The 22,760-nt window shown below is 63.9% G+C and carries 21 protein-coding genes and 1 pseudogene; 16 read left to right on the forward strand and 6 right to left on the reverse strand.

The annotated features are described in order from the left end of the window. Window positions 1–2 precede the first annotated feature (2 nt). Complete coding sequence (lptF, locus tag RFN28_RS26560; RefSeq protein ID WP_320290143.1) at window positions 3–1,202, reverse strand: LPS export ABC transporter permease LptF; 1,200 nt, start codon at window positions 1,200–1,202, stop codon at window positions 3–5. A 492-nt stretch (window positions 1,203–1,694) separates the two neighbouring features. On the opposite strand from lptF, the gene RFN28_RS26565 reads away from it, so the two are divergent. The 4 genes from RFN28_RS26565 to RFN28_RS26580 all read left to right on the forward strand — a co-directional run bounded on the left by RFN28_RS26565 (window position 1,695) and on the right by RFN28_RS26580 (window position 5,507). Next, a complete protein-coding gene (locus RFN28_RS26565) occupies window positions 1,695–2,903 on the forward strand; it encodes an MFS transporter (RefSeq protein WP_320290144.1) in 1,209 nt (402 codons plus the stop codon). Between the two features lie 70 nt (window positions 2,904–2,973). Continuing rightward, window positions 2,974–3,351 carry a VOC family protein gene (locus RFN28_RS26570; protein WP_320290145.1) on the forward strand — a complete coding sequence of 126 codons (378 nt, stop codon included), beginning with the start codon at window positions 2,974–2,976 and terminating at the stop codon, window positions 3,349–3,351. Between the two features lie 184 nt (window positions 3,352–3,535). Next, on the forward strand, window positions 3,536–5,047 hold the full coding sequence (locus RFN28_RS26575; protein ID WP_320290146.1) for a leucyl aminopeptidase: 1,512 nt from the start codon (window positions 3,536–3,538) through the stop codon (window positions 5,045–5,047). Window positions 5,048–5,057: 10 nt separating this feature from the next. Continuing rightward, complete coding sequence (locus RFN28_RS26580; RefSeq protein WP_320290147.1) at window positions 5,058–5,507, forward strand: DNA polymerase III subunit chi; 450 nt, start codon at window positions 5,058–5,060, stop codon at window positions 5,505–5,507. 19 nt (window positions 5,508–5,526) lie between these two features. Here the strand turns inward: RFN28_RS26580 and RFN28_RS26585 are convergent, their stop codons facing one another. Further along, window positions 5,527–6,423 carry a LysR family transcriptional regulator gene (locus tag RFN28_RS26585; protein WP_320290148.1) on the reverse strand — a complete coding sequence of 299 codons (897 nt, stop codon included), beginning with the start codon at window positions 6,421–6,423 and terminating at the stop codon, window positions 5,527–5,529. A gap of 122 nt (window positions 6,424–6,545) precedes the next feature. On the opposite strand from RFN28_RS26585, the gene RFN28_RS26590 reads away from it, so the two are divergent. From RFN28_RS26590 to RFN28_RS26630, 9 genes and pseudogenes are all read left to right on the forward strand, one after another. Beyond that, the gene (locus tag RFN28_RS26590) at window positions 6,546–7,343 is read left to right on the forward strand and encodes an alpha/beta fold hydrolase (RefSeq protein ID WP_320290149.1); all 798 of its coding nucleotides are present in this window, start codon (window positions 6,546–6,548) and stop codon (window positions 7,341–7,343) included. A 351-nt stretch (window positions 7,344–7,694) separates the two neighbouring features. Then, window positions 7,695–8,621, forward strand: a complete 927-nt coding sequence (locus RFN28_RS26595; protein ID WP_320290150.1) for a 3-oxoacyl-ACP synthase III family protein — start codon at window positions 7,695–7,697, stop codon at window positions 8,619–8,621. A gap of 64 nt (window positions 8,622–8,685) precedes the next feature. Then, on the forward strand, window positions 8,686–9,666 hold the full coding sequence (locus RFN28_RS26600; protein ID WP_320290151.1) for an NAD-dependent epimerase/dehydratase family protein: 981 nt from the start codon (window positions 8,686–8,688) through the stop codon (window positions 9,664–9,666). Further along, complete coding sequence (locus tag RFN28_RS26605) at window positions 9,663–10,496, forward strand: MBL fold metallo-hydrolase (protein WP_320290152.1); 834 nt, start codon at window positions 9,663–9,665, stop codon at window positions 10,494–10,496. Before RFN28_RS26600 ends, RFN28_RS26605 begins: the two co-directional genes overlap by 4 nt. Next, a complete protein-coding gene (locus tag RFN28_RS26610; RefSeq protein ID WP_320290153.1) occupies window positions 10,493–11,749 on the forward strand; it encodes a F390 synthetase-related protein in 1,257 nt (418 codons plus the stop codon). The genes RFN28_RS26605 and RFN28_RS26610 overlap by 4 nt, the downstream gene beginning before the upstream one ends. Next, a complete protein-coding gene (locus RFN28_RS26615) occupies window positions 11,746–12,891 on the forward strand; it encodes a GNAT family N-acetyltransferase (protein WP_320290154.1) in 1,146 nt (381 codons plus the stop codon). Before RFN28_RS26610 ends, RFN28_RS26615 begins: the two co-directional genes overlap by 4 nt. Next, window positions 12,888–13,889 carry a Rieske 2Fe-2S domain-containing protein gene (locus RFN28_RS26620; RefSeq protein ID WP_320290155.1) on the forward strand — a complete coding sequence of 334 codons (1,002 nt, stop codon included), beginning with the start codon at window positions 12,888–12,890 and terminating at the stop codon, window positions 13,887–13,889. The genes RFN28_RS26615 and RFN28_RS26620 overlap by 4 nt, the downstream gene beginning before the upstream one ends. A gap of 91 nt (window positions 13,890–13,980) precedes the next feature. Beyond that, window positions 13,981–14,229: pseudogene (locus RFN28_RS26625) on the forward strand (type II toxin-antitoxin system RelE/ParE family toxin). Between the two features lies 1 nt (window position 14,230). After that, entirely contained in the window at window positions 14,231–14,536 is a 306-nt protein-coding gene (locus RFN28_RS26630; protein WP_320290156.1) for an addiction module antidote protein, read from the forward strand. Window positions 14,537–14,556: 20 nt separating this feature from the next. Here the strand turns inward: RFN28_RS26630 and RFN28_RS26635 are convergent, their stop codons facing one another. Then, complete coding sequence (locus RFN28_RS26635) at window positions 14,557–15,675, reverse strand: ATP-grasp domain-containing protein (protein WP_320290157.1); 1,119 nt, start codon at window positions 15,673–15,675, stop codon at window positions 14,557–14,559. Window positions 15,676–15,847: 172 nt separating this feature from the next. After that, window positions 15,848–17,026: a M20 aminoacylase family protein gene (locus tag RFN28_RS26640; protein WP_320290158.1), complete on the reverse strand. Its 1,179-nt coding sequence runs from the start codon at window positions 17,024–17,026 to the stop codon at window positions 15,848–15,850. A gap of 53 nt (window positions 17,027–17,079) precedes the next feature. Here RFN28_RS26640 and RFN28_RS26645 point away from each other — a divergent pair, with 53 nt between their 5' ends. Then, on the forward strand, window positions 17,080–17,955 hold the full coding sequence (locus RFN28_RS26645; protein WP_320290159.1) for an AraC family transcriptional regulator: 876 nt from the start codon (window positions 17,080–17,082) through the stop codon (window positions 17,953–17,955). 22 nt (window positions 17,956–17,977) lie between these two features. Here RFN28_RS26645 and RFN28_RS26650 read toward each other — a convergent pair whose 3' ends face one another. Together RFN28_RS26650 and RFN28_RS26655 are read right to left on the reverse strand one after the other, a co-directional pair. Beyond that, on the reverse strand, window positions 17,978–18,403 hold the full coding sequence (locus RFN28_RS26650) for a DUF995 domain-containing protein (protein ID WP_320290160.1): 426 nt from the start codon (window positions 18,401–18,403) through the stop codon (window positions 17,978–17,980). 223 nt (window positions 18,404–18,626) lie between these two features. Next, window positions 18,627–19,535, reverse strand: coding sequence for a glycoside hydrolase family 26 protein (locus RFN28_RS26655; RefSeq protein ID WP_320290161.1), 909 nt, complete (start codon window positions 19,533–19,535; stop codon window positions 18,627–18,629). Window positions 19,536–20,128: 593 nt separating this feature from the next. On the opposite strand from RFN28_RS26655, the gene RFN28_RS26660 reads away from it, so the two are divergent. Together RFN28_RS26660 and RFN28_RS26665 are read left to right on the forward strand one after the other, a co-directional pair. After that, window positions 20,129–22,009, forward strand: coding sequence for a glycosyltransferase family 2 protein (locus RFN28_RS26660; RefSeq protein WP_430678951.1), 1,881 nt, complete (start codon window positions 20,129–20,131; stop codon window positions 22,007–22,009). Between the two features lie 268 nt (window positions 22,010–22,277). After that, window positions 22,278–22,673: a hypothetical protein gene (locus RFN28_RS26665; RefSeq protein ID WP_320290163.1), complete on the forward strand. Its 396-nt coding sequence runs from the start codon at window positions 22,278–22,280 to the stop codon at window positions 22,671–22,673. The last annotated feature ends 87 nt before the right edge of the window (window positions 22,674–22,760 follow it).

Raw genomic sequence — 22,760 nt, forward strand, 5'->3', positions numbered from 1 at the left:
CGTCAGGCTCCCTGGCCGGAGGTGCTGCGCCGGGCAAGCCACAGCTTGAGCGCGGTCCAGCCCTCGCTGACGCGGCTGGCGAGATTCGTCATCCAGTCGGCCCAGGCGGTCGGCAATTCCATGCTGCGCGAGGAGGCGATGAACCAGATGGAGACTGCGGAGGCGATGATCGGTACGCCATAGACCATATAGGCGTAATACCAGACCTTGTCCGCCTTGCCGGCGGCGAGGAAGCCCAGCCAGCGCACGAACAGCGCGATGGCGATCGCCGTGATCAGCGGATGGATGCGGGCCTCGCGGTGCGAGCGCGCGTCGCCCGCGACGGCAAGCGCGATCAGCGCGAACACCAGCGAATAGGACCATTCGGTGAAGCGCTGGTTGAGCTCGGCCGAATAGCTGCCGGGCTGGCGCTGGTACATCCTGTCGTTGGGATTCGGGTTGAGCAGATATTGCGTCGTCCGGTCCTTGGGCAGGAGCGTGATCTCGTTCGCCGCCGACATGAAGGCCGACAGGTCGAAGGCGTAGGAGGTGAAGCGGATGACGGAGAGGTCGCCGGTCACCGATTTGCGGTTGATGACGCCGTCATTCATCATCAGCACCTTCTCGTCGCCTTTCTCGACGATGCTGCCGGTCTTGGCGTAATAGGTGAGATTGGCGCCTTCCTCGCGCGAATCGGCGACGAAGATGCCGCCGAGCTTGTTATTGGGGAGCCGTTCGCCGATCTGCAGGTAAAGGCCGTCGTCTATTCTGCGGAACGTGCCCTCCTGGATGATCAGCGACACGAGATCGGCGCGCGAGGCTGCTATCATCTGGCGGTTCTTCTGCCTGGCATAGGGATCGACGCCGTTATCGACGGCGAAGGAAAAGACGCTGGCAGCCAGCGCAAGCAGAAGGATTGGCCGCGCGATCGTCCAGCGCGAGGCGCCTGCCGCGTTGATCACCGCCAGCTCAGAATCCGTGTTCATGGCGCTCAGCGTCTGCGCCACGGCGACCACCAGCGCGAATGGCACCACGATCGGAATGATCGAAGGGATGATCAGGGCAGCGACTTCGAAGAAGGTCAGCGCCGACTGGCCGCTGTCGGTGACGAGGTCGATCTTGGCGAGCACCTGCGTCGTCCACACGATCGTCAGCGTCCACACCAGTGCCGCCAGGAACATCGCGGTAGCGCGACGCATGATGTAGCGTTCAACGACCTTCATGAAGGCTTTTCTCGATTGTGCCGAACGGCATCATGCCCGGCGACAAGGTAGTGATCCGGAGACGCCCACACAACCGGGTCCATAGGCGGCTCATCTGGTTTGTCGCTCCCACGCCACACGCCCCGGCGCGGCGGAGTCTCCGCGCCAATCGATAAGAAATGCGAAACATTGATGGTTAACAACAGGTTGCGGAAGGAAGCTTAGGTTCCGCCGCCACGAATCCCTCGTTAGTTTCGGCGCCGATATAGACAGCGATTTCGGCCAAAGTCTTGCCAAATGGCTGAAAACGACCAAATGTCGCGCCGATCGCGACCGGCACCGCCGGATCGGGCCGCCGACCATTAGCCCTGGCGCCGGCACCACAAAATCCGCACCTTGAGCATGCACCGGGGCTTGCTGGATTTGGCTGGCACCCTATCCCGATGGCAGTCGCTGCAACCGCCGTGGCGGCTGTTGCGTTTCAGCCTGACGGGTGGCCGACCGGGCCGAGCGATGACTGCAGCCACGCCGAGGAAAAACTTCGCCTGGATTTCCCGAAACACGGTGCTTCTGGCGCTGGCCAGCCTGTTTGCCGACATTTCCACGGAGATGCTTTACCCCGTCCTGCCGATCTTCCTGACGCAGACCCTGCACGCAAGCGGGGGCGTCGTCGGCCTGATCGATGGCATAGCCCAGGCGACGCAGAATATCGTTCAAGGTCTTTCCGGCTGGCTCTCGGACCGGCTTCAGAAGCGCAAATCGATCGCTCTTGCCGGCTATCTCCTGGCCGCTGTCGCCAAGCCGCTGACTGGCGCCGCAACCATATGGCCGGTGGTTCTGGGCGCGCGGTTCGTCGAGCGGCTCGGCACAGGCTTCCGCTCCGCGCCACGTGACGCGTTGATTGCTTCCTCGGTTGCCGAGTGCCACCGAGGCAAGGCGTTCGGTCTCGAAGGCATCGGCGACAATTTTGGGGCATTTCTGGGACCGCTGCTGGCGGTCCTGCTTCTCACCGCCCTCCAGGTCGATATCCGCTGGATATTCTATCTGGCTTTCGTTCCAGGCCTGCTTGCCTTTCTCATGGTTGCGCTGGTGCGCGAGCAGCCATTGGCCGTGGCCGCGAAGGCGACGATCGACGTCAACCTGCGGCGGTTCCCCAGGGCCTATTGGACCTATCTCCTGGTGATCGCATTGTTTGGCGTCGGCAATTCGAGCAATGCGTTTCTGATCCTGCAGACGCAGGATATCGGCGCCTCCTTGGAGACGACCGTTCTTATCTACGCAGGCTTCAATCTGGTTGCGGCGTTGATTTCCTATCCGGCCGGCTCCCTGGCGGACCGCTTCGGCCGCAAGGGCGTGTTGCTGGCGTCTTTCATCATCTTCCTGATCGCCTATAGCGGTTTTGCAGCGATCCGAAACATCTATCTGATTGGGCTGCTCTTTGCTTTTTACGGACTCTATCAAGGCATCTTCCGGTCAGTCGGCAAGGCATTCGCCTCGGACTTCGTGCCGCAGCCGCTGCGCGCCAGCAGCATCGGCTGGTACAGCTCCACTGTCGGTCTGCTGGAACTCGTGGCAAGCCTTGTCGCCGGACAGCTCTGGGATCATGTGAGCCATGAGGCGGTCTTCATTTACGGGGCGATCTTTGCCGTTGTCGGCTGTGTCGGTCTGCTTGCGTTGATCCCCTGGCAAACCGATCGTGATCGCGCGTCGACGGCTTCTTAGAGCCGCGAGAGACATTGCCGATCGGACAGGCTTTGATAGTACACTGCTCGAACTGAAAGGGTTCCTAGTCATGGCACAGGTCAGCATTCGCTACATTGTCGATGATGTCGCCACCTCCATCGCCTTCTATGAGACACATCTCGGCTTCGCCATCGAACGGGATGCGCGGCCGGCTTTCGCCTCGGTCACGCGCGGCGACCTGCGGCTTCTGCTCAGCGGGCAGGGCAGTTCCGGTGCCCGGGCGATGCCTGACGGCCGCCGTCCGGTGCCGGGAGGCTGGAACCGCATCCTGCTGGTGGTGCCGGATCTGAAACAGGAGGTTGCGCGCCTCAAGGGTGCCGGGCTGGTTTTTCGCAACGATATCATCACCGGCGTCGGCGGCTCGCAAACCTTGCTCGAAGACCCGTCCGGCAACGTGATAGAACTTTTTCAACCCGCCGGTCACTGACCGCAATGCCAGGCGCGAGCCAAGCGCCGAGCAAGCGCGCTGGCACAAGAACGGCGAAAAGATCAACAAAATCAGCGCGCTGAAAAAGGGGATGGTATTTCCGCTCGGAAAACGACCAAATATCACTCTCCCGAGTCTTTAACGCTTCCCAAGCAACCTACGCCGTTCCCGAAAGCAGGACCTGATGAATTCGAGACCTTCGATTGCCTTTGCCAAATTCGCCGCGCCCAAAAAAGGCAGCGTCTTCGTGCTTGCGGCCGATGGCGGCGGGCTTGGCGAAGCCGCGAAGGCCTGCGATCCGGCGGCTGCATTGGCGCGCGCGTTTCCGGTTGCCGATTTCTCCGGCAAGTTCGCCAGCTCGGCCGAAGTGTTGGCGCCGGAAGGGACGTCGGTCGACCGGCTGGTCGCGGTCGGCGCCGGCAAGGTCGCAAACCTCGACGACCACGCCTGGCTGAAGCTCGGCGGCGCCGTCGCCGCCGCGCTGCGCAAGGCGACCGACGTCGCCGTCATCCTCGACCTGCCCGAGTTGCAGCCGGACGGGCGCCAGGCGGCCCACCTTGCCGCCGGCATCCTGCTGCGCAGCTATGGCTTCGATAAATACAAGACCAGGAAAGAGAGGGAAAACGGCCAGCCCGAAGCCAAGAAGGCCGAAGCGGCCAAGCCCGCCAAAATAATCATCCACTGCGCCGATCCCGCCGCCGCGAAAAAGGCCTTCGCTAACGAAGAGGCGGTGATCGACGGCGTGCTGCTTGCGCGCGATCTCGTCAACGAGCCTGCCAATGTGCTTGGTCCCGTCGAGTTCGCCGCCCGCACAAAAGAACTGGAGGCGCTCGGCGTCGAGGTCGAGATACTCACCGAGAAGGAGATGAAGAAGCTCGGCATGGGCTCATTGCTCGGCGTCGCGCAAGGCTCGCCGCGCGGCGCCCGCATCGCAGTGATGCAATGGAAGGGCGGCAAGGCCAAGGACGCGCCGGTTGCCTTCATCGGCAAGGGCGTCACCTTCGACACCGGCGGCAATTCGATGAAGCCGGCCTCCGGCATGGAGGACATGAAGGGCGACATGGGCGGAGCCGCCGCCGTCACCGGCCTGATCCATGCGCTGGCCGCCCGCAAGGCCAAGGCCAATGTCGTGGGCGTCATCGGCCTGGTCGAGAACGCCGTCGACGGCCACGCGCAGCGCCCGGGCGACATCGTCACCTCGATGTCGGGCCAGACGATCGAGGTGCTCAACACCGACGCGGAAGGCCGCCTCGTGCTGGCCGACGCGCTCTGGTACACCAACGACCGCTTCAAGCCGAAATTCATGGTGAACCTGGCGACGCTGACCGGCGCCATCATGGTCGCGCTCGGCCAGCACTATGCCGGCCTGTTCTCCAACAATGACGAGCTGGCCGGCAGGCTCTTCGGCGCCGGCCAGGCGACGCAGGAGCGCCTGTGGCGCATGCCGCTCGGCGCCGAATACGACAAGCTGATCGATTCCAAGAACGCCGACATGAAGAACATCGGCGGCCGCTATGGCGGTGCCATCATCGCCGCACAGTTCCTGCAGCGTTTCGTCAAGGACACGCCCTGGGCCCATCTCGACATCGCCGGCACGGCGATGGGCGCGCCGGCGAACGAGATCAACCAGTCTTGGGGCTCGGGCTTTGGCGTGCGGCTGCTCGACAGGCTGGTGCGTGATCACTACGAAGGGTAGGCTTCGGCGGATGGCCGACATCCTGTTCTATCACCTGACGGAATCGACGCTTGAAGAGGCTCTACCGGGGCTGCTCGAGCGCAGCGTCGAGCGCCGCTGGCGCGCGGTCGTGCAGACCGGCACCGAGGAGCGGCGCGACGCGCTCGACCAGCATCTGTGGACGTTCCGCGACGATTCCTTCCTCGCTCATGCCACCGACCGCGAAGCCCATCCGGCGGAACAGACGATCCTGCTCACCACGGGAGAGGGTAACCCGAACGCCGCCCAGATCCGCTTCCTGGTCGATGGGGCCGTACCGCCGGAGCTTTCCGGCTATGAGCGTGCCGTCTTCCTGTTCGACGGCCACGACGCAGCGCAGCTTGAAGGCGCGCGGACGCACTGGAAGACGATGAAGGAAGCCGGCCACGCCGTCACCTACTGGCAGCAGACGCCCGACCGCCGCTGGGAGCGCAAGGCCTGAGGATCGTCACTCCTATTCGTCAAGGCGCATCCCGCTCCTGCGCCTGAAGATAGTGCCACAGCGCCTCGGCCACCGGTCCCTGCGACCGGTCGCGCCGGCGCACCGCGGCGACGGTCTCGGTGCGGCCGGGAATGTGCCTGCCAGCGATGGAGATCAGCCGCCCGTCGCTCAGCTCATCCTCGATCAGCCATTCGGGCAGATGCCCCCAGGCAAGCCCGTGCAGGATCAGCTCTTTCTTCATCATGTGGTCCGGTGTCGAGCAGGAATGCGCGCCGTCGATGACGAAAAAGTTCTCTGTCGATGGACGCCGCGCCGTATCGCGGATCACGCATTGGGTGAAGGGCCGCATCGCCTCCGGCGTGATTTCTCGTCCATCATCGAACGGAAGGAAGCCGGGCGCCACCACCGGCACGAAGTTCACCTGGCAAAGATCGATCCGCTCGAGACGCGGATCGGAGGGATTGGCGCGATGGAAGATGAGATCGGCTTCGGCGTCCATCAGCCGTTCGAGCGGGCCGCTGATCGCCTCATATTCGAGATGCAGGCGGGTGCGCGTCCGTTCGGCGAAGAAGCGGCTGAGCAGGCCGAGGATCTGCGGCCTCGGGCAGACATCGCCCATGACGACCCGCAAGACGGTTTCCTCGCCGCTCGCTAGCTGGCCCGCATAGTCTTGAAGATGCCCGAGCTCGCGAAGCGCCAATTGCGCGCGGCTGCGGAACAGGCGGCCTTGCTCGGTCAGGCTCACCCGATATCCGCTGCGGTCCAGCAGAGTGAGGCCGAGCTGTTCTTCCAGTCGCGCGACGGCGGCGAAGACGGATGGATGCGTCCGGTTCAGGACCAGCGCGGCGGCCTGGAAGCTGCCCTCGCTCGCCACGGCGTCGAAACATCGCAAGTCGTGAAGCTTTAGGTCATACATTGTCGTAATGCCCTACAGAGATTGTCAAATCATAGTAATTTTCTTCGATAGTCGCCAGACCTAGCTTCCTTATCGAAAAGACGGCGAGAACAACCCTCCCGCCAACCAGGATGAGGACCAAAATGACCGAAACGCTTCATTTCACGGCGGGCGACGGTTCGCGCATCGCTTACAGGCTCGAAGGCCCAGAAGACCGGCCGGTGCTTGTGCTGTCCAACTCCATCGCCACGACGCTGCACATGTGGGATGGGCAGGTTCCTGAACTCGCCGGGTCCTTCCGGGTGCTGCGTTATGATTTTCGCGGCCATGGCGGTTCCGATGCGCCAGCCGGAGCCTATTCGCTCGACCGCCTGGGTCGCGACGTGCTCGAACTGCTCGATTACCTTGAGATCGCCCGCGTGCATTTCCTCGGGCTGTCGCTCGGCGGCTTCGTCGGCCAGTGGTTGGGCATCCATACGCCGGAGCGCATCGAGCGCCTGATCCTCTCCAACACCTCGCCGTATCTCGGGCCGGCCTCCTATTTCGACGAGCAGATCCGCAACGTGCTTGCGGCGAGCGACCTGTCGGCGACGGCCGACATGTTCATGCGCAACTGGTTTCCGGCCGCGATGCTTGCCGGGTCGAACGCGACGGTCGAAAAATTCCACGCCGCGATCCGTTCCATGTCGCCGCAAGGCCTTGCCGGGTGCTTCGCAGCCGTGCGCGACGCCGATCTGCGCCGCCCGAATTCGCTGATCACTGCGCCCACGCTGGTCATCGGCGGCGAGGACGACAAGGTGACGCTGGCAAGCCACAGCGAGGCGATCGCGGCAGCAATCCCCGGCGCCGAGCTCGTGCTGCTCGCCGGCGTTCATCTGCTCAACGTCGAGCGGCCGGCGGAATTCATGGATGCGGTGACGCGGTTTCTTCGTGCGGGATAGGCGTGCGGCATAGGGAAGGGCAGGCGCCAAATTGGAAATGTCAGCGCCGCCCCTCGTCCGCCTGCCGGCACTTTCTCCCCGTATAGTGACGGGAGAAGGGTCTGAGCGGCCGCCTCGCCATTCTTGCCACGCCGCCGATTGGCGAAACGGTCGATGCAGGCGTCTTTCTCCCCGTCACTATACGGGGAGAAATGTCAGGCAGGGCAATGAGGGGCAGCACCGGCATCGGCAATTTGGCGAAAAGCCGCAAACGACTATTGCTAAAGCGATTGCCCCGCATGTTACCTCGTGAACATCGCTATCGACCGCTTCATGGTTTAGATAGACGCAAGCTCACGCCGCGGGGGGAGGATGCGGATCAGGATCGTCGGAACCGGCAGGGCGGTGCCGGCACAGTGCATCACCACGAGCGCGCTGGAGGAGAGGCTGGGCCTCGGCCAGGGCGCGCTTGAAGCAGCCACCGGCGTCGTCGAGCGCTATGTCTGCGGGGCCGAATCGCAAATCGACCTTGCCTGTACCGCGGCGCGTCTTGCGCTTGAGGACGCGGGGCTCGAAGCAAAGGCCGTCGACCTGATCATCGGCGGCTGCGGCGTGCCTTACCAGCCGCTGCCGGCGACGGCGCCCCTGGTTATGCAGCGCCTCGGCCTCGCCGACGGCTCGGGCGCGGCCTTCGACGTCAACAGCACCTGCCTTGGCTTCCTCACCGCTTTCGAGACGGCCGGCCGCATGATCGAGGCCGGGCAATGCGAGACGGCGCTGGTGTTCTCTTCGGAAGTCGCCTCGCGCGCGCTGCCGTGGCGGGACGCGCCGGAGGTCGCAGCACTCTTCGGCGACGGCGCGGCGGCGGCCGTGCTGCGCAAGGCCGAGCCCGGCGAGGGCAGGCTGGCGGCGAGCCTGATGCGCACCTATCCGTCCGCCTGGGAGTCCTGCGGCATCGGTTCTGGCGGCACGCGCTTCGATTTCCACAAGCAGCCGGAGGAGTTCGCCCACCACAGCCTGTTCCATATGGACGGCAAGGAGCTGTTCCGCCTCACGTCCCGCCATTTCAACGGCTTCGTTTCGGCGCTGCTGGAGCGCGCCGGCTGGAAGCAGGAGGATGTCGACCTAGTGGTGCCGCATCAGGCAAGTCCGTTCGCGCTCGCGCATATGGCGCGCCAGACCGGCTTCGCGCCGGAAAAGCTCGTCGACATTGCAGCCCGCTTCGGCAACCAGATCGCCGCCTCCATCCCCTTCGCCCTCGATGTCGCGCGTCGCGACGGTCGCGTGGCGCGGGGATGAAGCTGCTTCTCCTCGGCACGTCGGCCGGCGTGTCCTTCGGCGGCATGGCACTGGAGGCCTGACGATGGCCGTGCTCGTCACTGGCGCCAGCGGTTTTCTCGGCTCCCATGTGCTTAAGCGGCTGGCGGCAATGGGCACGCTGGCGCTCGGGCTCGGCCGCGATGCGCAACGCTGTGCCGCGCTCGAGATTGCCGGCCATCGCATCATCCGCCACGATCTCGCACGGCCGCTCGACAGTGTGCTCGATCCGAGGCTCGGCAGGGTCGAGCGGATCATCCATTGCGCCGCGCTTTCGGCACCCTTCGGGCGGCTGGAAGATTTCGTAGTGGCTAATGTGACGGCGACGCGGAACCTCCTCGACTTCGCGACGCGCCAGGGCGTCAGCCGTTTCGTCCACATTTCCAGCCCGTCCGTCTGCTTCGCATTTCGCGATCAGCTGGGCCTGACCGAGGACATGGCCTTGCCCGATCCGGTCAACCACTACGCCCGCACCAAGCGCGAGGCGGAGAAGCTCGTGCTTGCCGCACCGGCCATTCATCCGGTGGTGCTGCGGCCGCGCGGCATCTATGGCGCCGGCGACCGCGCCTTGCTGCCGCGCCTGATCAAGGCGGCGAAGAGAAGGCCACTGCCGCTGTTTCGCGGCGGCCGGGCGGCAATAGACCTCACTCATGTCGACGATGTCGTCGATGCCGTTATCGCCGCACTTGATGCGCCCAGAGAAGTCGAAGCCCAGATCTTCAACATTTCCGGCGGCGAAGTTCTCCCGGTGCGCCGCATCGCCGACGAGGCTTGCGCCCGCGCCGGGATCGAGGCGCGCTGGCGGCCGATGCCGCTCATGCCGGCGATGCTTGCGGCAGGACTGATGGAAACGGTGGCGCTCGGGCTGCCCGGCCGGCCCGAGCCGCCGGTCACCCGCTACGGGCTCGGCCTCTTCGCCTATGCCCAAAGCCTGGATATCTCCAGGGCGAAGCTCGCGCTCGGCTGGACGCCAAAGGTTTCCTTCGAACAGGGGTTCGACCGCACCTTCGGTGGGACCGTGCCATGAAGATCGTCTTCGCCAACAGCGCCTGGGTGAATGCCGCCGAGCGGCTGATCCTGCGCGGCGGCAGCTGGCGGAGCGTGCGGTTGCGCGTCCGCTACGGGCTGATCTTTCATCCCTCAGAAGGCCCCGTGCTGATCGATACCGGCTATACGCCGGAGGCGCTCACCGGAGAGCGGCGCGGCCGCATGCTGCGCCTTTACGGCGCGCTGCTGAAACCCGAGCTCAACGCCGCCGAACAGGTCTTGCCGGTGTTGAAGCATTTCGGCTTGTCGCAGGATGAGATCCGCACCGTCATCGTCACGCATTTCCATGCCGACCACATTTCCGGACTGTCACTGTTCCCGAAGGCGCGCTTCATCGCCAGCGACGCGGCCTGGGCACGGGTCAAGGCGCGCACGCCGCGCCAGAATTGGCGCCACGGCGTCTTCGTCGAGCTCTTCCCGCCGGATTTCGACGCGCGGCTGGACGGTCTGTCCTCCAAGCCGCGCATCGAGGCGCGCGACGACGTGCTCGGTGGCGCCGACCTCTTCGGCGACGGCAGTGTGATCGCGGTCGATCTTCCGGGCCATGCCGACGGCCAGTTTGGCCTGCTGTTCGCCGGTCTCGAACGGCATCTGCTCTACGCCGTCGATGTGCAATGGCTGCTCACCGCCTTGATCGAAAGCCGCACGCCGGGCTTCCCGGCCACGCTGATCGCCGAGGATGCCCGAGCAATCGAGCCGACCAGCGCCATGCTGCGCCGCTTCGTGGCTGCGGGCGGCGACGTAATGCTCTGCCATGATCCCGCACCGACATCCTACGATGTCACATTAAGCGATCCGGAGGCCGGATGAACGCTCTGGCGGAAGCGGTCGGCTCCTTCGCCCTGACGCGCCGGGTCTCGCGCAAGAGCCGCGCGGAGTTCGAGCGCTGGCAGGCGGCGGCCTTGCGTCGCTTCCTCGACCACGACCTGCCGCGCGCGCCGTTCTACCGCCTCGCGCCGGCGCGTCTCGCCGATCTGCCGGTCACCGACAAGGCGCTGCTGATGGCGCGCTTCGAGGATTTCAACATCCATGGCCTAACCGGCGCAGAAGCTTGGGCGGCGCTTGCGCGCGATGGCCGGGCCGGTGCGCTCACCGTCGGCGCCAGCACCGGCACGTCGGGCAATCGCGGCCTGTTCGTGATCTCCGAGGCGGAGAAGTATCGCTGGCTGGGCACGATCCTCGCCAAGGCGGCGTCAGACCTTCTGTGGCGCGGCATGCGCGTCGCCGTCATCCTGCCGCAGAACACCGGCCTCTACGACAGCGCCCGCAAATCGCGGCTGATCAAGCTCGCCTTCTTCGATCTGACGCTCGGGCCGGAAAGCTGGCGCGAAGTGCTCGAAGCCTTCGACCCGACGGTGATCATCGCGCCGCCGAAAATTCTGCGGCATTTCGCGGCCGAGGACTTTCGGCTCGCTCCCGCGCGAGTCTTCTCGGCCGCCGAGACGCTCGATCCGGTCGACCGGCCGGAGATCGAAGATTTCTTCAAGCTGCCGCTCGATCAGATCTACATGGCGACGGAAGGCCTGTTCGCCGTCACCTGCCGGCAAGGTGGGCTACACCTTGCCGAAGACTCCGTCTTCTTCGAGTTCGAGCCGGCAGGCGATGGTTTGGTGACGCCTCTGGTCACCGCTTTCCGCCGCCAGACCCAGATCATGGCGCGCTACCGCATGAACGACCTGCTGCGCCTCTCGGAGCAGCCTTGCCGCTGCGGTTCACCGCTGCGCTGCGTGGATGAGATCGTCGGCCGCATGGACGATGCCTTCCGGCTCGCTTCGGAGAACGGTCCGATGCTCGTCACGCCGGATGTGCTGCGCAACGCCGTGCTCAAGGCCGACCGCCGCATCGACGATTTTCGCCTCATCCAGACCGCGCCGGATGCGATTGAGCTGAGGCTTCCGCCGGCACTCTCCGACGAAGCTGCGGCCGTTGCTCACCGAGCGGTGCATATGCTGCTGGAAGCGCGAAAGGTGAGCGCCACCGTCACGCTCATCCGCGCTCCTCTGCCGCTGGAGACCAGCCGCAAATTGCGGCGTGTCGAATGCCGGCTGGAGCGGGCGCCATGAGCCGGCTGGATGTCATGGAAAAGCCTGTGCAGCAGGCCGACCGGGTCGAAAACAGTCCGGTCAAGGTCGAGGCATTTGTCCGGCTGTTCAATGAGATGCCGGTAAGCGACCTCGTCGCCAACCTGACGACCAGGGTCGAGACTTTCGAGGTTGCCGGCCGAACGTATCCGCTGACGCTCAACGATGCCAGTGAGGCGCCGAACTGCTACATCTGCTGCCCCTCCGGCGCCTATATCGACTATGCGATAGACGAGACGCGCAACTTCGCCGCACACCCTTGGCTGCGGCGTGCGCTTCGGGCGCTGATCGGCGCCTGCGCGCCTCTGGTCAGGGCAAGCGGCCTCGATCATCAGGTGCAGGTCAACAACTGGCTCTATTCCACCAATCCGGTGCCGCGGCTCGACCGGCAAACGGTTGCCGAACTTAGATCGGCCCTGGTCGCGCGTTTCCCAGACCGTGCCATCGTCATCCGCTCGCTGAACGAGATCGCCGATCCGGCGAGCATCGCCGCGCTGAAGGCAGAAGGTTTTCGAATGCTGGCGGCGCGGCAGATCTACATCTTCGCCGACCGCAGCGCCGCACCCGCCATGACGAAGAACCTGAAGCGCGACCGCAAGCAGCTCGGTGCCACGCATCTCATGCGGGTCGGCAATGCCGATTTCGCCGAGGCCGACTATGCGCGCGCGGAAGAACTCTACAACATGCTCTATCTGGAAAAATACACGCCGCTCAATCCGCACTATAGGGCCCGTTACATTGCCGAGATGCATCGGCGCGGCATCATCAGCCTTGCCGGCCTGCGCCGGCCGGGCGGCGAGTTGGTCGCGGTCACCGGCCTGTTCGAGAATGGCGGCACGCTGACCCAGCCGATCGTCGGCTACGACACCGGTTTGCCGCTCGGCGAGGGGCTCTATCGCATGGTGATGGCGATGGGGCAGGACCATGCCACGGCGCGCGGTCTGTTCTTCAACATGAGCGCCGGCGCCGCCGGCTTCAAGCGCTTGCGCGGCGCTATTGCCGCGATCGAATACAACGCCGTCTTTGCCGGCCATCTTCAGCGCCGCCGGCAGCTTGCGATCCGCATCATGGAGGCAGTGCTGGCGCGGGTCGGCATCCCTCTGCTCAGGAGGTTCGAGCTGTGAGCGAGCGCCGGGACCATAGGCAAGATCACTGGCAGGCGGTGGCGCTCTCGGCCGACATCGGCAAGCGGCCGAAGCGCATCCTGTTCGACGGCGCGCCTGTTGTGCTGTTCCGCTCGGCACAAGGCATTGCCGCTCTGTTCGACCGCTGCCCGCACCGGCTGGTCGAGCTCTCAACCGGCAAGGTGGTCGGCGGCGAGATCGAATGCCCTTACCATGGCTGGCGCTATGACGGCGAAGGCCGCTGCACGGCCATTCCCGGCCATGTCGGCGCCATCCCGCATTACCGGGTGCGCCGCTACGTGGCCATCGATCGCGACGGCATCGTCTTCATCTCCTCCGGCGCGCCGCAGGACGAGCCCTACCTCCATTGCATGCAGGGCAAGGACATCATCGTGCGGCGTGTGCGCTCATCGACGCAGTCAACGGTCATCGATGTCGCCGAAAACATCCTCGACGCCACTCACACCCATTTCACCCACAAAGGTCTGCTGCGCGGCCTGACCTCGAAGCGGCATCTGGTGCGGGTCGAGGTGACCGGCGGCGAGGGCTGGGTCGAGGCCTGCTACACCGGCGAGGATCGCCAGCAGGGGCTGATCAGCCGGCTGCTCGAAGGCGAGCGGGTGAAAACCATCGGTCGCTTCCGCCATCCCGGCATTGCCGAGCTCGAATATTGGGGCAAGGACGGGCTGGTGCTCACTACAACCTTTCATCTACGCCAGGCCGATGAACGCACCGTCGAGGGCGTCGGCTGGCTGATCGGCCGGCGCCAGGGCCTGCTCGGGGCGTTGAAGGCGGTAGCCTTCAAGCCGCTCTTCACCATCGCGCTGCATCAGGATCGCCGCGTGCTGAAGTCGGCAAGCAACAACGCCCGCTTCGCGCCGCAGGCACTGCCGGTGATCGGCCCGCTCGATTTCCTGCGCCGCGACATCGCAGCCATCATGGAAGGCAAGCTGCCGCCTGCGGCGCGTGAGCCGAGGATGCATCAGATCGAGTTGTGAATTAGAGTTCACATAACTTGATTTGCTCACGGCTGTGAATTATAGTTCACGTATGATCGAGGTTCGCTAGACCGACGAATTCAGGAAATGGCTGCGGGGCCTCGCGGATATCCGAGCTGCCAGAAAGATCGCTTAGCGGCTCATCCGCGTTGAGGCCGGCTTGCTAGGAGACGCCAAGTTCTTTGAAGGCATCGGTGAGCTTCGGATCGACTATGGACCGGGCTACCGTGTCTACTTCATCCGACGCCGCAACACGGTCATCGTCCTGCTTTGCGGAGGCGACAAATCCTCTCAGGACAGGGACATCAAAAAAGCCAGACAGATGGCAAGCGAGGTTTGACATGGCTCTCAAAACCACTCCATTCGATGCCGCTGAGTATTTCGACGACCCAGAGTCTCAGGCTGAGCTTCTCGCTGACGCGTTCGAGACCGGCGACGCAACCTATATCGCGCACGCGCTCGGCGTCATCGCACGCGCTCGCGGCATGACAGCCGTCGCGAAGGACGCCGGCGTTACTCGCGAGGCACTTTACAAGGCGTTGAGCGAAAAGGGTGATCCGCGCCTCAGCACACTGCTGGGCGTCACCAAGGCGCTGGGTTTGCAACTTTATGCAAAGCCATCCGACCCCAATTCGCTCGGAACATGACGGACTGAGAAGACCTTCGGTCAGCCGAGCTGATTCGGCCCGTTCCACTCGATATCCCGCGTCGACGCCGCCTGCAGGCTGATCCCTTGGCCCCAAGCCACCCCAGCGATCTCGGCCAGCGCCGTCCACTGCGCCTTCACCGGCGCCGGATCGCCCGGCCAGTCGAGCAGTTCCTGGCCATCGCGCATGGCCTTCCGAAAGCGGCCGAGATCGCCGGAACGCAACGCTGCTGGCAGTCCGTAGATCCACATGGCGAGCCGCACCGTTTGCGGCGCGATGATGTCGGGGATCACTTCCGGTCCATCTCCGAGCACCGCATCGGCAAACCTCCCCGGATCGCGAAAGAAGTGCAGGCCGCTCACGGCGCGCGGATTGCATTCCAGCGGCAGCACCCTTCCGTTGGCCTCACGCATCAGGTCGAAGGAAATCTGCCCCGTCCATGACGAGCCGGCGACGATGCGCTCGACAAGCTCTCGCGCGGCCCCATCCTCGACCCGTTCGAAGAAGATGCCGGCGCCCCTGCCTGCGCGATAGGGTGAGCGGTAGAGCGCCAGCGCCTTGAGCCTGCCCTCGCGCGCCACCGCATAGGCGCTGATCTCGTCGCCATCGATGAAACGCTGCGCCACCCATGGCATGGCGGGCGAGGGCTGGACGGCATCGAGAAAATCCGGCGTCGGACGCAGCAGCACCTGGCTGGCGAAGCGCGACCAGACCGGCTTGAACACCAGTTCGCGCGAATGGCCGCGCACCGCTTCAACATCGTCGCGTGAATTGAGCAGCACCGTCTCCGGCACCGCGAGCCCGAGACGCTCAGCCAGCCGAATGAAGGCATGCTTGTTGTGAACCTGCGCCAGCAGGTCGATGTCGGGCGCGAACAACGGTGCAGGCATGGTCCGCCCGCCCCAGGCCAGCGCGAGGTAATAGACCTCCTCGCAGGTCGCAATGGCCAGCTCTATGCCTTCCATTCGAACCAGCGCCTCGACCGCCTCGGCATACGCCTCCGGCTCGAAGCGCGGCGGCGGCAGCTGGCGATATCGCGCGCAAGCCTTGCTCGCCGCCGCGATCGGCCGCGTCGGCGTGTCGGCAAGGATCACTCGGCGGCCGGCGCCATGGAGCAGGCGCGCCAAATGCAGCGCCACCGGCGCGCGCTCCGGTGATCAGCACGGTCGTGTCTGCCCCCGGCATCAGGTCTCGCGGTCGTTTCAGCCGTCAAGACCGTTGCGCGAAATCTCTGCGCTTGGCAATCGCTTAAGTATTTGTTTTTGCGCAATTCCGGACGGAAAACCGCAATGCACTTTTCCTGGAATTGCGCTAATTCCCGCCGACAGGCAGCGCCCGCTGCACGACGTTGAGGAAGAAGCGGATGCCGATCGGGATGATGGCGTCGGTGAAGATAAAGCGGTCGCCATGCAGCCCGGCGCTGGGTCCGACATCGCCGGCGCCGATCCAGACATAGGCGCCGTCGCCGACGCCCTGCAGCAGGAAAGCGAAATCCTCGCAGCCCATGCTCGGCTGGAACTCGGTCGAGACGCGCTCCTTGCCGACCGTGTCCACGCCGGCCTGCCCCGCGAGCGCCGCGCCGCTCGCGGGGTTCACCACCGGCGGGTAACCGCGCTTGTAGGTGACTTCGGCGCTGGCGCCATGCATCGCGGCCGTTGCCTGCACCACGCGCTCGATTTCGGCCGCGCAGCGGTCGGAAAGCGCGCGGTCGTAGAAGCGGCAGGTGCCTTCGACCTCGACCTCGCTGGGCACGAAATTGTTGAAGCTGCCGCCATGGATCTGCGTCACCGACAGCACGGCCGGCGACAGCGGATCGACGCTGCGCGAGACCAGCCGCTGGATCGCGGTGACAAAACTTGCCGCGGCCAGCAGCGGATCGTCGCCCAGATGCGGCATCGCCGCGTGGCAGCCGCTGCCGCGAAAGACGATCTCGAAATCGTCGACTGCCGCCATCTGCGGTCCGGCGCGCACGCCGATATGGCCTTCCGGGAAACCCGGCCAATTATGCACCGCAAACACCTGGTCGACCGGGAAGCGCTTCAGCAGCCCGTCCTCGATCATCTTCTTGCCGCCGCCCAGAACCTCTTGGGCCGGCTGGAAGACGAACACAACCGTGCCGTCGAAGCTGTCGCTCTCGGCAAGCAGTTTCGCCGCGCCGAGCAGCATGGCGGTATGGCCGTCATGGCCGCAGGCATGCATGACGCCGTTGTTGCGCGAGGCGTAGGCGACATCGGCGGCTTCCTTGATCGGCAGCGCGTCGAGCTCCGCCCGCAAAGCGATCGCCTTGCCGCTCGTGCCCTTCGTCAACGTCGCCACCACCGCCGTGGCGCTGACATCGGTATGGACGGCCAGGCCGAATTCCTTCAGCTTCGCCGCGACAAAAGCCGCCGTCTCGTGCTCGGCAAAGCCGAGCTCCGGATTGGCGTGGATGTGGCGCCGCCAGCCGATCACCTCGGGCACGATCGCCGCTATCCTGTCGTTTTCCCGCATCGTCTTATCTCCGCTTCGTTGCGGCGATATTGCCGATGCTCCCGGCTCGCGTCTTGAACGGGATTGACGGGCAGGGCGGTTTCGAGAAGCTTGTCGTCATGAGCGATGCCGGCGAGCAAAGGGAACGAGAGGCAGCAAAGCTGACGCGGCATGATGGTCTCGGCGGCCTCGAAATGCTTGCTGCCCGCTATCGCGACCACGCCTATCCGCTGCACACCCACCCGACCTGGGTGTTCGGCGTAGTGGTGGCGGGCGTCGAGAAGCTCAGGATCGGCCGCCACCAGCATCTGGCGCCGGCGGGCTCCATCATCATCGTCAACCCGGAAGAGCCGCATGACGGCGAGAAGGGCGCGCCCGCCGGCTGGGCCTACCGCACCTGCTATCCCGACGCCGCGCTGATGGCCGAGATCGCCGGGGATATGGAGCTGACCGGATTGCCGATGTTCCGCGAAGGCATCGTGCAGGCACCGGATCTGGCCCGGGCCTTCGTGCGGGCGCATCGGCTGGCGGGGCAGGCGCTGGAACAGGAAGCGGCGATGCTTGTCGTGCTCAGCGAACTCGCCGGCCGCTTTGGCGACGGCAAGCCCCGCGACCGCGCTTCGGATGGCGGCGAGACGGCAAGGCGCTTCCGGCTCTGTCGCGAGCTGATCGCCGAAGATCTTTCGGCCGGCTTCGATCTGGCGCATCTGGCGGCCGCCGCCGGCGTCACCCGTTTCCAGGTCATCCGCGACTTCCACCGCGCCGCCGGCATGACGCCCGGCCAATATCTGCGCGACCGCCGCATCCGCGCCGCCTCGGCGCTGATCCGGACCGACATGCCGCTGGCCGAGATCGCCGCGGCCACCGGCTTTGCCGACCAGAGCCATCTCACCCGGGTGTTCAAGGCGATCAAAGGCGTGTCGCCCGGCGCTTGGCGCGCCGCCGCGTGAATCCGTTCGCTTGCGTGGTGATCTACAGCTTCGCCTTGATGCGCTTCATCTTGCTGCTGGCATAGTCGCCATAGCGCAGCTTCGATTTGCCGTGCCGATCCCTGAATGCGTACCACTCGCCATCCGGCAACTTGCGTTGGTAGACGATCTTGCCGGCCTGGCGATGCTCGAAGCAGGTCATGGACTTCTTCGACCCCCAGCTGCCGTGCCATGTCGCATGGTAGCAGAGCTTGCCGTCGCCGGGGATGAACCACGTTCCGTCGCCATAGCCGGGCTTGCCCTTGTCAGAGGTCCAGGCGTCGAACTGCCGCTGCTTCACCGCGAAGAAGGCGGTGCCGTTCTTCCCCCACAGCCACGAATGGTTCTGGTAGAGCTGGTAGATGCCCTCGACGGAGACGACGGCGGCCCTTGACGCCTGGCCGTCGACCTTGTTCACGGCCTTGGCCATCGCAGGAGCCTGCGAGGCCACAACAAGAACGGAGCAAGCCAGTGCTGCTCCGACAATATTCCCCATCACCCTTTTATTCCCCAACACCCGTTTCACGACTTTGCTCCGCCGACTGATTTACGCCACGCTTGCACCCGCCTCCAAAGCCGGGCTTTGGAGCTGATCATTCTCAAACTGGAAGCTGGAGCCCGGCCCGGCGTACCCGGAACGGTCATGGTCATCATTACGGCAGGACGTGCTGGGTCACCCGCCAGTCGGGCAGCCCATAGCCGCCCAGCCACGGCCACGTTTCCTTCTGGTTGAAGTAGACGACCGAGGTCAGGGCCGGGAACTCCGCATAGGACTTGCGGGAATCGTCCGCCCACTTCGTCACATAGTCCTGCTTTCCGACATAGCCGAGTTCGGCCACGATCACCGGCTTGTTGAATTTCGCCACACGGTCGTAGCCGGGCTTCAGTGTCTCGGCGAATGTTCGGTCCTGGCCGGTTTCGTCATTGTCCTTCTTCTGCAGACCGAACACCGACAGGCCGATCACGTCGACATAGTCATCGCCCGGATAGTATTTCTCGAGTCCTTCGACCCCCTTGGGCGACCACATGTACTTGGCCGCGGGCGCTGCCTTGCGGCAGACATCGACCTCGCGCTTGTAGGCGGCGATCCAGTCCTTCGGCGCCCAGTTGGCCCAGGTGAAGCGACCGTTGGTGTCTTCCATTTCCTGCGCCCAGCGGATCGTCACTGGGCTTTTCATCTGCCCGACCAGGTTGCAGATCGCCTGCATGTTGGCGTCGTATTTGCCGCTCAGGATGCCGTTGCGCAGCTCGGGCGGCGTGATGCGCCAGTCCTTCGACCATGTCCACGGCTCGATGGTGATCAGCAGCGAACGCCCGCGCTGCAGGGCGTAGGCGTCAGCCAGCGGCAGCGTCGAGAGTTCGACGTCTTCCCAGGGCAGGAACAGCTCCTCGATGGTGGCCGACTTATCGTTGCTGAAGTCGCCATAGGGATCATAGGAGCCGAATGCCGACGCGGCGGAACTCGTCTGCACCGGATCGGTTGTAGCCGGCGATCCGGCAAAAGCCGGCAGGGCGCCGATCACGAGTACCGACGCAAAGGCGGTTGCTATGGAGTATTTCATACCCGACCTCCCGTAACTTCAACAGTCGCTGTTGAAGCTCGCCACAACGTGCCGAAAGGAACCGGCACGCAAACCCCATCGGTCTGCCGACATGAATCGCGGGTTTCTGAGCGACTGGGGGACAGGAACGCCTTTCGCGTGGCTGTCCACCAAGTGATCTCTCGTGGCGCCTATATTTGCAGCCGGGAGAGGGTCGCCGCGATACTCACAAATTCGCGCCAACATTACGATATTAACCCTTACTGATATAAGAGCCTATGCTTACCGAGAGTCAAGTGCAATTAACTGTTACTTAACCATATCGGGGGGCCGACATGGTTAACCGCACGGCTGGAAAAGACGTGCGGTTCGCTCAATTTCGGGAATGGGAGGCCGGTCATCGCAGCCCGCCGGACCGGCGGCAGTGCTGTTCGGATGCCCGAGCGTCGGCCGCAAAGAGCTGTCAGGTCAAGAATTAGGTTAACCAGTTCCCAAGAAGCTTGGTTAACGTGAGATCAATTCTGTTGACTCTCCATTAGGAGATGCTGATTCTACCCTGGGATGTGTGAACGCCTCCGGCCGCAAGGACGGGAGCGGTAGAGGCGGCGGGTAGTATGAGCGTTTCGGTGGGTGCCGGCGTTGCCGGCGGCAAGGACGGGCCTGTGAGCCAGTCCGACAGGGCTCGCCACGGCGTCGGCCCGAAGGGCCCTTATCTCGTGCCGGTTCTGTCTTCCAGGCAGCAATTGATCCTGCGGATCGGCCTTGCTTTCTGGTTTGCCACGCTGGGTTTCTTCTGGTCCTGGTGGCTGCGGCCGGAACACATCGAGCATATCGGGCCATATGCCTTTGCCACCGTCGTGCTGGCCTGGCTGACGCTGATGCCGATGTATTTCCTGCTCAACGTCCATGCATCGCGAAAATCCTCGAAGCTGCACACCGTCCCGGAGCGCTCGCGTGTCGCCATGGTGGTCACCAAGGCACCGTCCGAACCGTTCGCCGTCGTCCACGGCACGCTGGAAGCGATGCTGGCGCAGGACTATCCGCACGACACCTGGCTGGCCGACGAGGATCCGTCGGAGGAGACGGTTCGCTGGTGCGACGCGCACGGCGTGCTGATTTCGACACGGCGCGGCCGCGAGGACTATCACCGCAAGACCTGGCCGCGCAGGACGCGCTGCAAGGAAGGCAATCTCGCCTTCTTTTACGATCACTACGGCTATGAGCGCTACGATTTCGTCGCCCAGATGGATGCCGACCATGTCCCGACGCCGACCTATCTCAGGGAAATCCTCTATCCCTTCGCCGACCCCGCCGTCGGCTACGTCTCGGCTCCCAGCATCTGCGACAGCAACGCCGACGAAAGCTGGGCGGCGCGGGGCCGCCTGTTTGTTGAGGGGATGCTTCACGGACCACTGCAATCCGGTTACACAACTAACGGCGCACCCCTCTGCATCGGCTCGCACTATGCCGTAAGGACGAGGGCGCTGCGTGAAGCCGGGGGTCTCGGTCCGGAGCTTGCCGAGGATCATTCCACCTCGATGCTGATCAACGCCGCCGGCTGGCGCGGCGTGCACGCGATTGACGCAATCGCCAACGGCGACGGACCGCAAACTTTCGCCGATCTGATTACTCAGGAATTCCAATGGTCGCGCAGCTTGACGACCATCTTGCTGGAGTACTCACCCACATATCTACCCAAGCTGAGTCCAAGGTTGAGGTTCCAGTTCATCTTCTGCCAGCTTTGGTATCCCTTGTTTGCAGTATTCGCTTTGACTATGTATCTTATGCCGATATATGCGCTTCTATCGGCAAGCAATTTCGCCAATGTTACCTACCCAGAATTCCTTTTATTTTATCTGCCAAGCGCTCTTATCCCGGTTGCTCTCGTAGTTCTGCTGAAAGGCTTCGGTCTCTCGCGCCCGACCACAGCCAAGGTGATCAGTTGGGAAGGAATGCTTTTTCATCTTTTCGCGCGTTGGCCGTGGGTGCTTGCCGGGTCGATGGCATCCGTTCGCGATTATCTAACGAAGTCCTTCGTCGATTTTCGTGTGACGCCGAAGGGGAGTGGCCCAAAGACCCTTTTGCCAAGTCGCGTGATCGTGCCCTATTTAGTCCTGGCCGCCGGCGCGTCACTGCCGGTTCTCCTCGTGGATCGGCCAGCCAGCGCCACAGGTTTCTATTGGTTTGCGGCGTTGAGTGGGGCGATCTATGGAGTTCTCGTAGCGGTCATCATTGCCAAGCATCTTGCCGAGAACAAGATTCTGGTGCGATCGAACTCAGCCAGCATCGCGCTACAAGGATGTTTCGCTGCCGTTGCCCTTTTTCTTCCGATTGCAGGTTTCTACCATCGGGGATTGGAGGGCATATACGGATTGCAGCAGGGCGCCGGTCATTTGCGCATCGTCAGGATAACCTATCCGGTGTCAGGCGCGGGACAGGGCGGGGCCGGGACCCAGAACTTCTATTTCGATCCCGGCTGGGATCCGTCGCGCTGAGGCCGCAGGCGTCCTCGAGCCCATGGCCTGGCTGAACCGCTGGTCCTCCTGACGACCGCCATTCGTAAAAAAGCTCAAATTTTAATAATAGTCGATCGAGTGCCGAAAGACGGCGCTCATCATGTCGTTTGCATGAATTTTAATAAGTGTCCTCTAATATTAAGTCATGATCTGAGTGGCAAGAGGCTACTCGCGCGGCGCGGAGGGAAAGCAGAGAGAAATACATCTCCGCGCTCCGGCGAACTATATTTCAAGGCAGGGGACGGCAATGAAGAATTTCATGGAAGGCGCGGCTGCGGTCGGCAAGAAATATGCCCACGCCTTTGCCGCTATTGCGTTGGTCTCGATAGTGTCTGGTTGCCAGACCATGGATACAGCCAAGACCGGCTCGATCGGCGACAACAAGGCCGTGGTGGGCGCGCTCGGCAAGAAGGTCCACTACGTCAAGCATCGGGTAGACCGCAAGCCTTTGACGCAGATGACCAGCGTGATGCGCGTGAGAGAAGAAGCCTATGCCGCTTTCGTGCGGCCGCAGCGTATCCGCACGCCGGCGCCGGTGAGGGTTTCCTACAGCCTGGGCAGCGCCGGCCCGCTGCTCGGCCACTCGCCCTGGATCTGCGGCCCTAGCGGCTTTGGCCAGCGCGCGGCTTGCCGCGCGCGTTAAATCAGCATCACGCGCGGCTTGCCGCGCGCGTTAAATCAGCATCACGCGCGGCTTGCCGCGCGCGTTAAATCAGCATCACGCGCGGCT

Source organism: Mesorhizobium album (assembly GCF_033977205.1).
GTDB classification, from domain to species: Bacteria; Pseudomonadota; Alphaproteobacteria; order Rhizobiales; family Rhizobiaceae; genus Mesorhizobium; species Mesorhizobium album.

Bases quoted from the DNA above. Each gene is read 5' to 3' on its own strand.
- RFN28_RS26650 (WP_320290160.1), bottom strand. From the start codon at position 18,403: ATGGCCAAGGCCGTGAACAAGGTCGACGGCCAGGCGTCAAGGGCCGCC.
- RFN28_RS26575 (WP_320290146.1), top strand. From the start codon at position 3,536: ATGAATTCGAGACCTTCGATTGCCTTTGCCAAATTCGCCGCGCCCAAA.
- RFN28_RS26590 (WP_320290149.1), top strand. From the start codon at position 6,546: ATGACCGAAACGCTTCATTTCACGGCGGGCGACGGTTCGCGCATCGCT.
- RFN28_RS26610 (WP_320290153.1), top strand. From the start codon at position 10,493: ATGAACGCTCTGGCGGAAGCGGTCGGCTCCTTCGCCCTGACGCGCCGG.
- RFN28_RS26570 (WP_320290145.1), top strand. From the start codon at position 2,974: ATGGCACAGGTCAGCATTCGCTACATTGTCGATGATGTCGCCACCTCC.
- RFN28_RS26630 (WP_320290156.1), top strand. From the start codon at position 14,231: ATGGCTCTCAAAACCACTCCATTCGATGCCGCTGAGTATTTCGACGAC.
- RFN28_RS26600 (WP_320290151.1), top strand. From the start codon at position 8,686: ATGGCCGTGCTCGTCACTGGCGCCAGCGGTTTTCTCGGCTCCCATGTG.
- RFN28_RS26660 (WP_430678951.1), top strand. From the start codon at position 20,129: ATGAGCGTTTCGGTGGGTGCCGGCGTTGCCGGCGGCAAGGACGGGCCT.
- RFN28_RS26655 (WP_320290161.1), bottom strand. From the start codon at position 19,535: ATGAAATACTCCATAGCAACCGCCTTTGCGTCGGTACTCGTGATCGGC.
- RFN28_RS26615 (WP_320290154.1), top strand. From the start codon at position 11,746: ATGAGCCGGCTGGATGTCATGGAAAAGCCTGTGCAGCAGGCCGACCGG.
- RFN28_RS26565 (WP_320290144.1), top strand. From the start codon at position 1,695: ATGACTGCAGCCACGCCGAGGAAAAACTTCGCCTGGATTTCCCGAAAC.
- RFN28_RS26605 (WP_320290152.1), top strand. From the start codon at position 9,663: ATGAAGATCGTCTTCGCCAACAGCGCCTGGGTGAATGCCGCCGAGCGG.
- RFN28_RS26585 (WP_320290148.1), bottom strand. From the start codon at position 6,423: ATGTATGACCTAAAGCTTCACGACTTGCGATGTTTCGACGCCGTGGCG.
- RFN28_RS26640 (WP_320290158.1), bottom strand. From the start codon at position 17,026: ATGCGGGAAAACGACAGGATAGCGGCGATCGTGCCCGAGGTGATCGGC.
- RFN28_RS26665 (WP_320290163.1), top strand. From the start codon at position 22,278: ATGAAGAATTTCATGGAAGGCGCGGCTGCGGTCGGCAAGAAATATGCC.
- lptF (WP_320290143.1), bottom strand. From the start codon at position 1,202: ATGAAGGTCGTTGAACGCTACATCATGCGTCGCGCTACCGCGATGTTC.
- RFN28_RS26595 (WP_320290150.1), top strand. From the start codon at position 7,695: ATGCGGATCAGGATCGTCGGAACCGGCAGGGCGGTGCCGGCACAGTGC.
- RFN28_RS26580 (WP_320290147.1), top strand. From the start codon at position 5,058: ATGGCCGACATCCTGTTCTATCACCTGACGGAATCGACGCTTGAAGAG.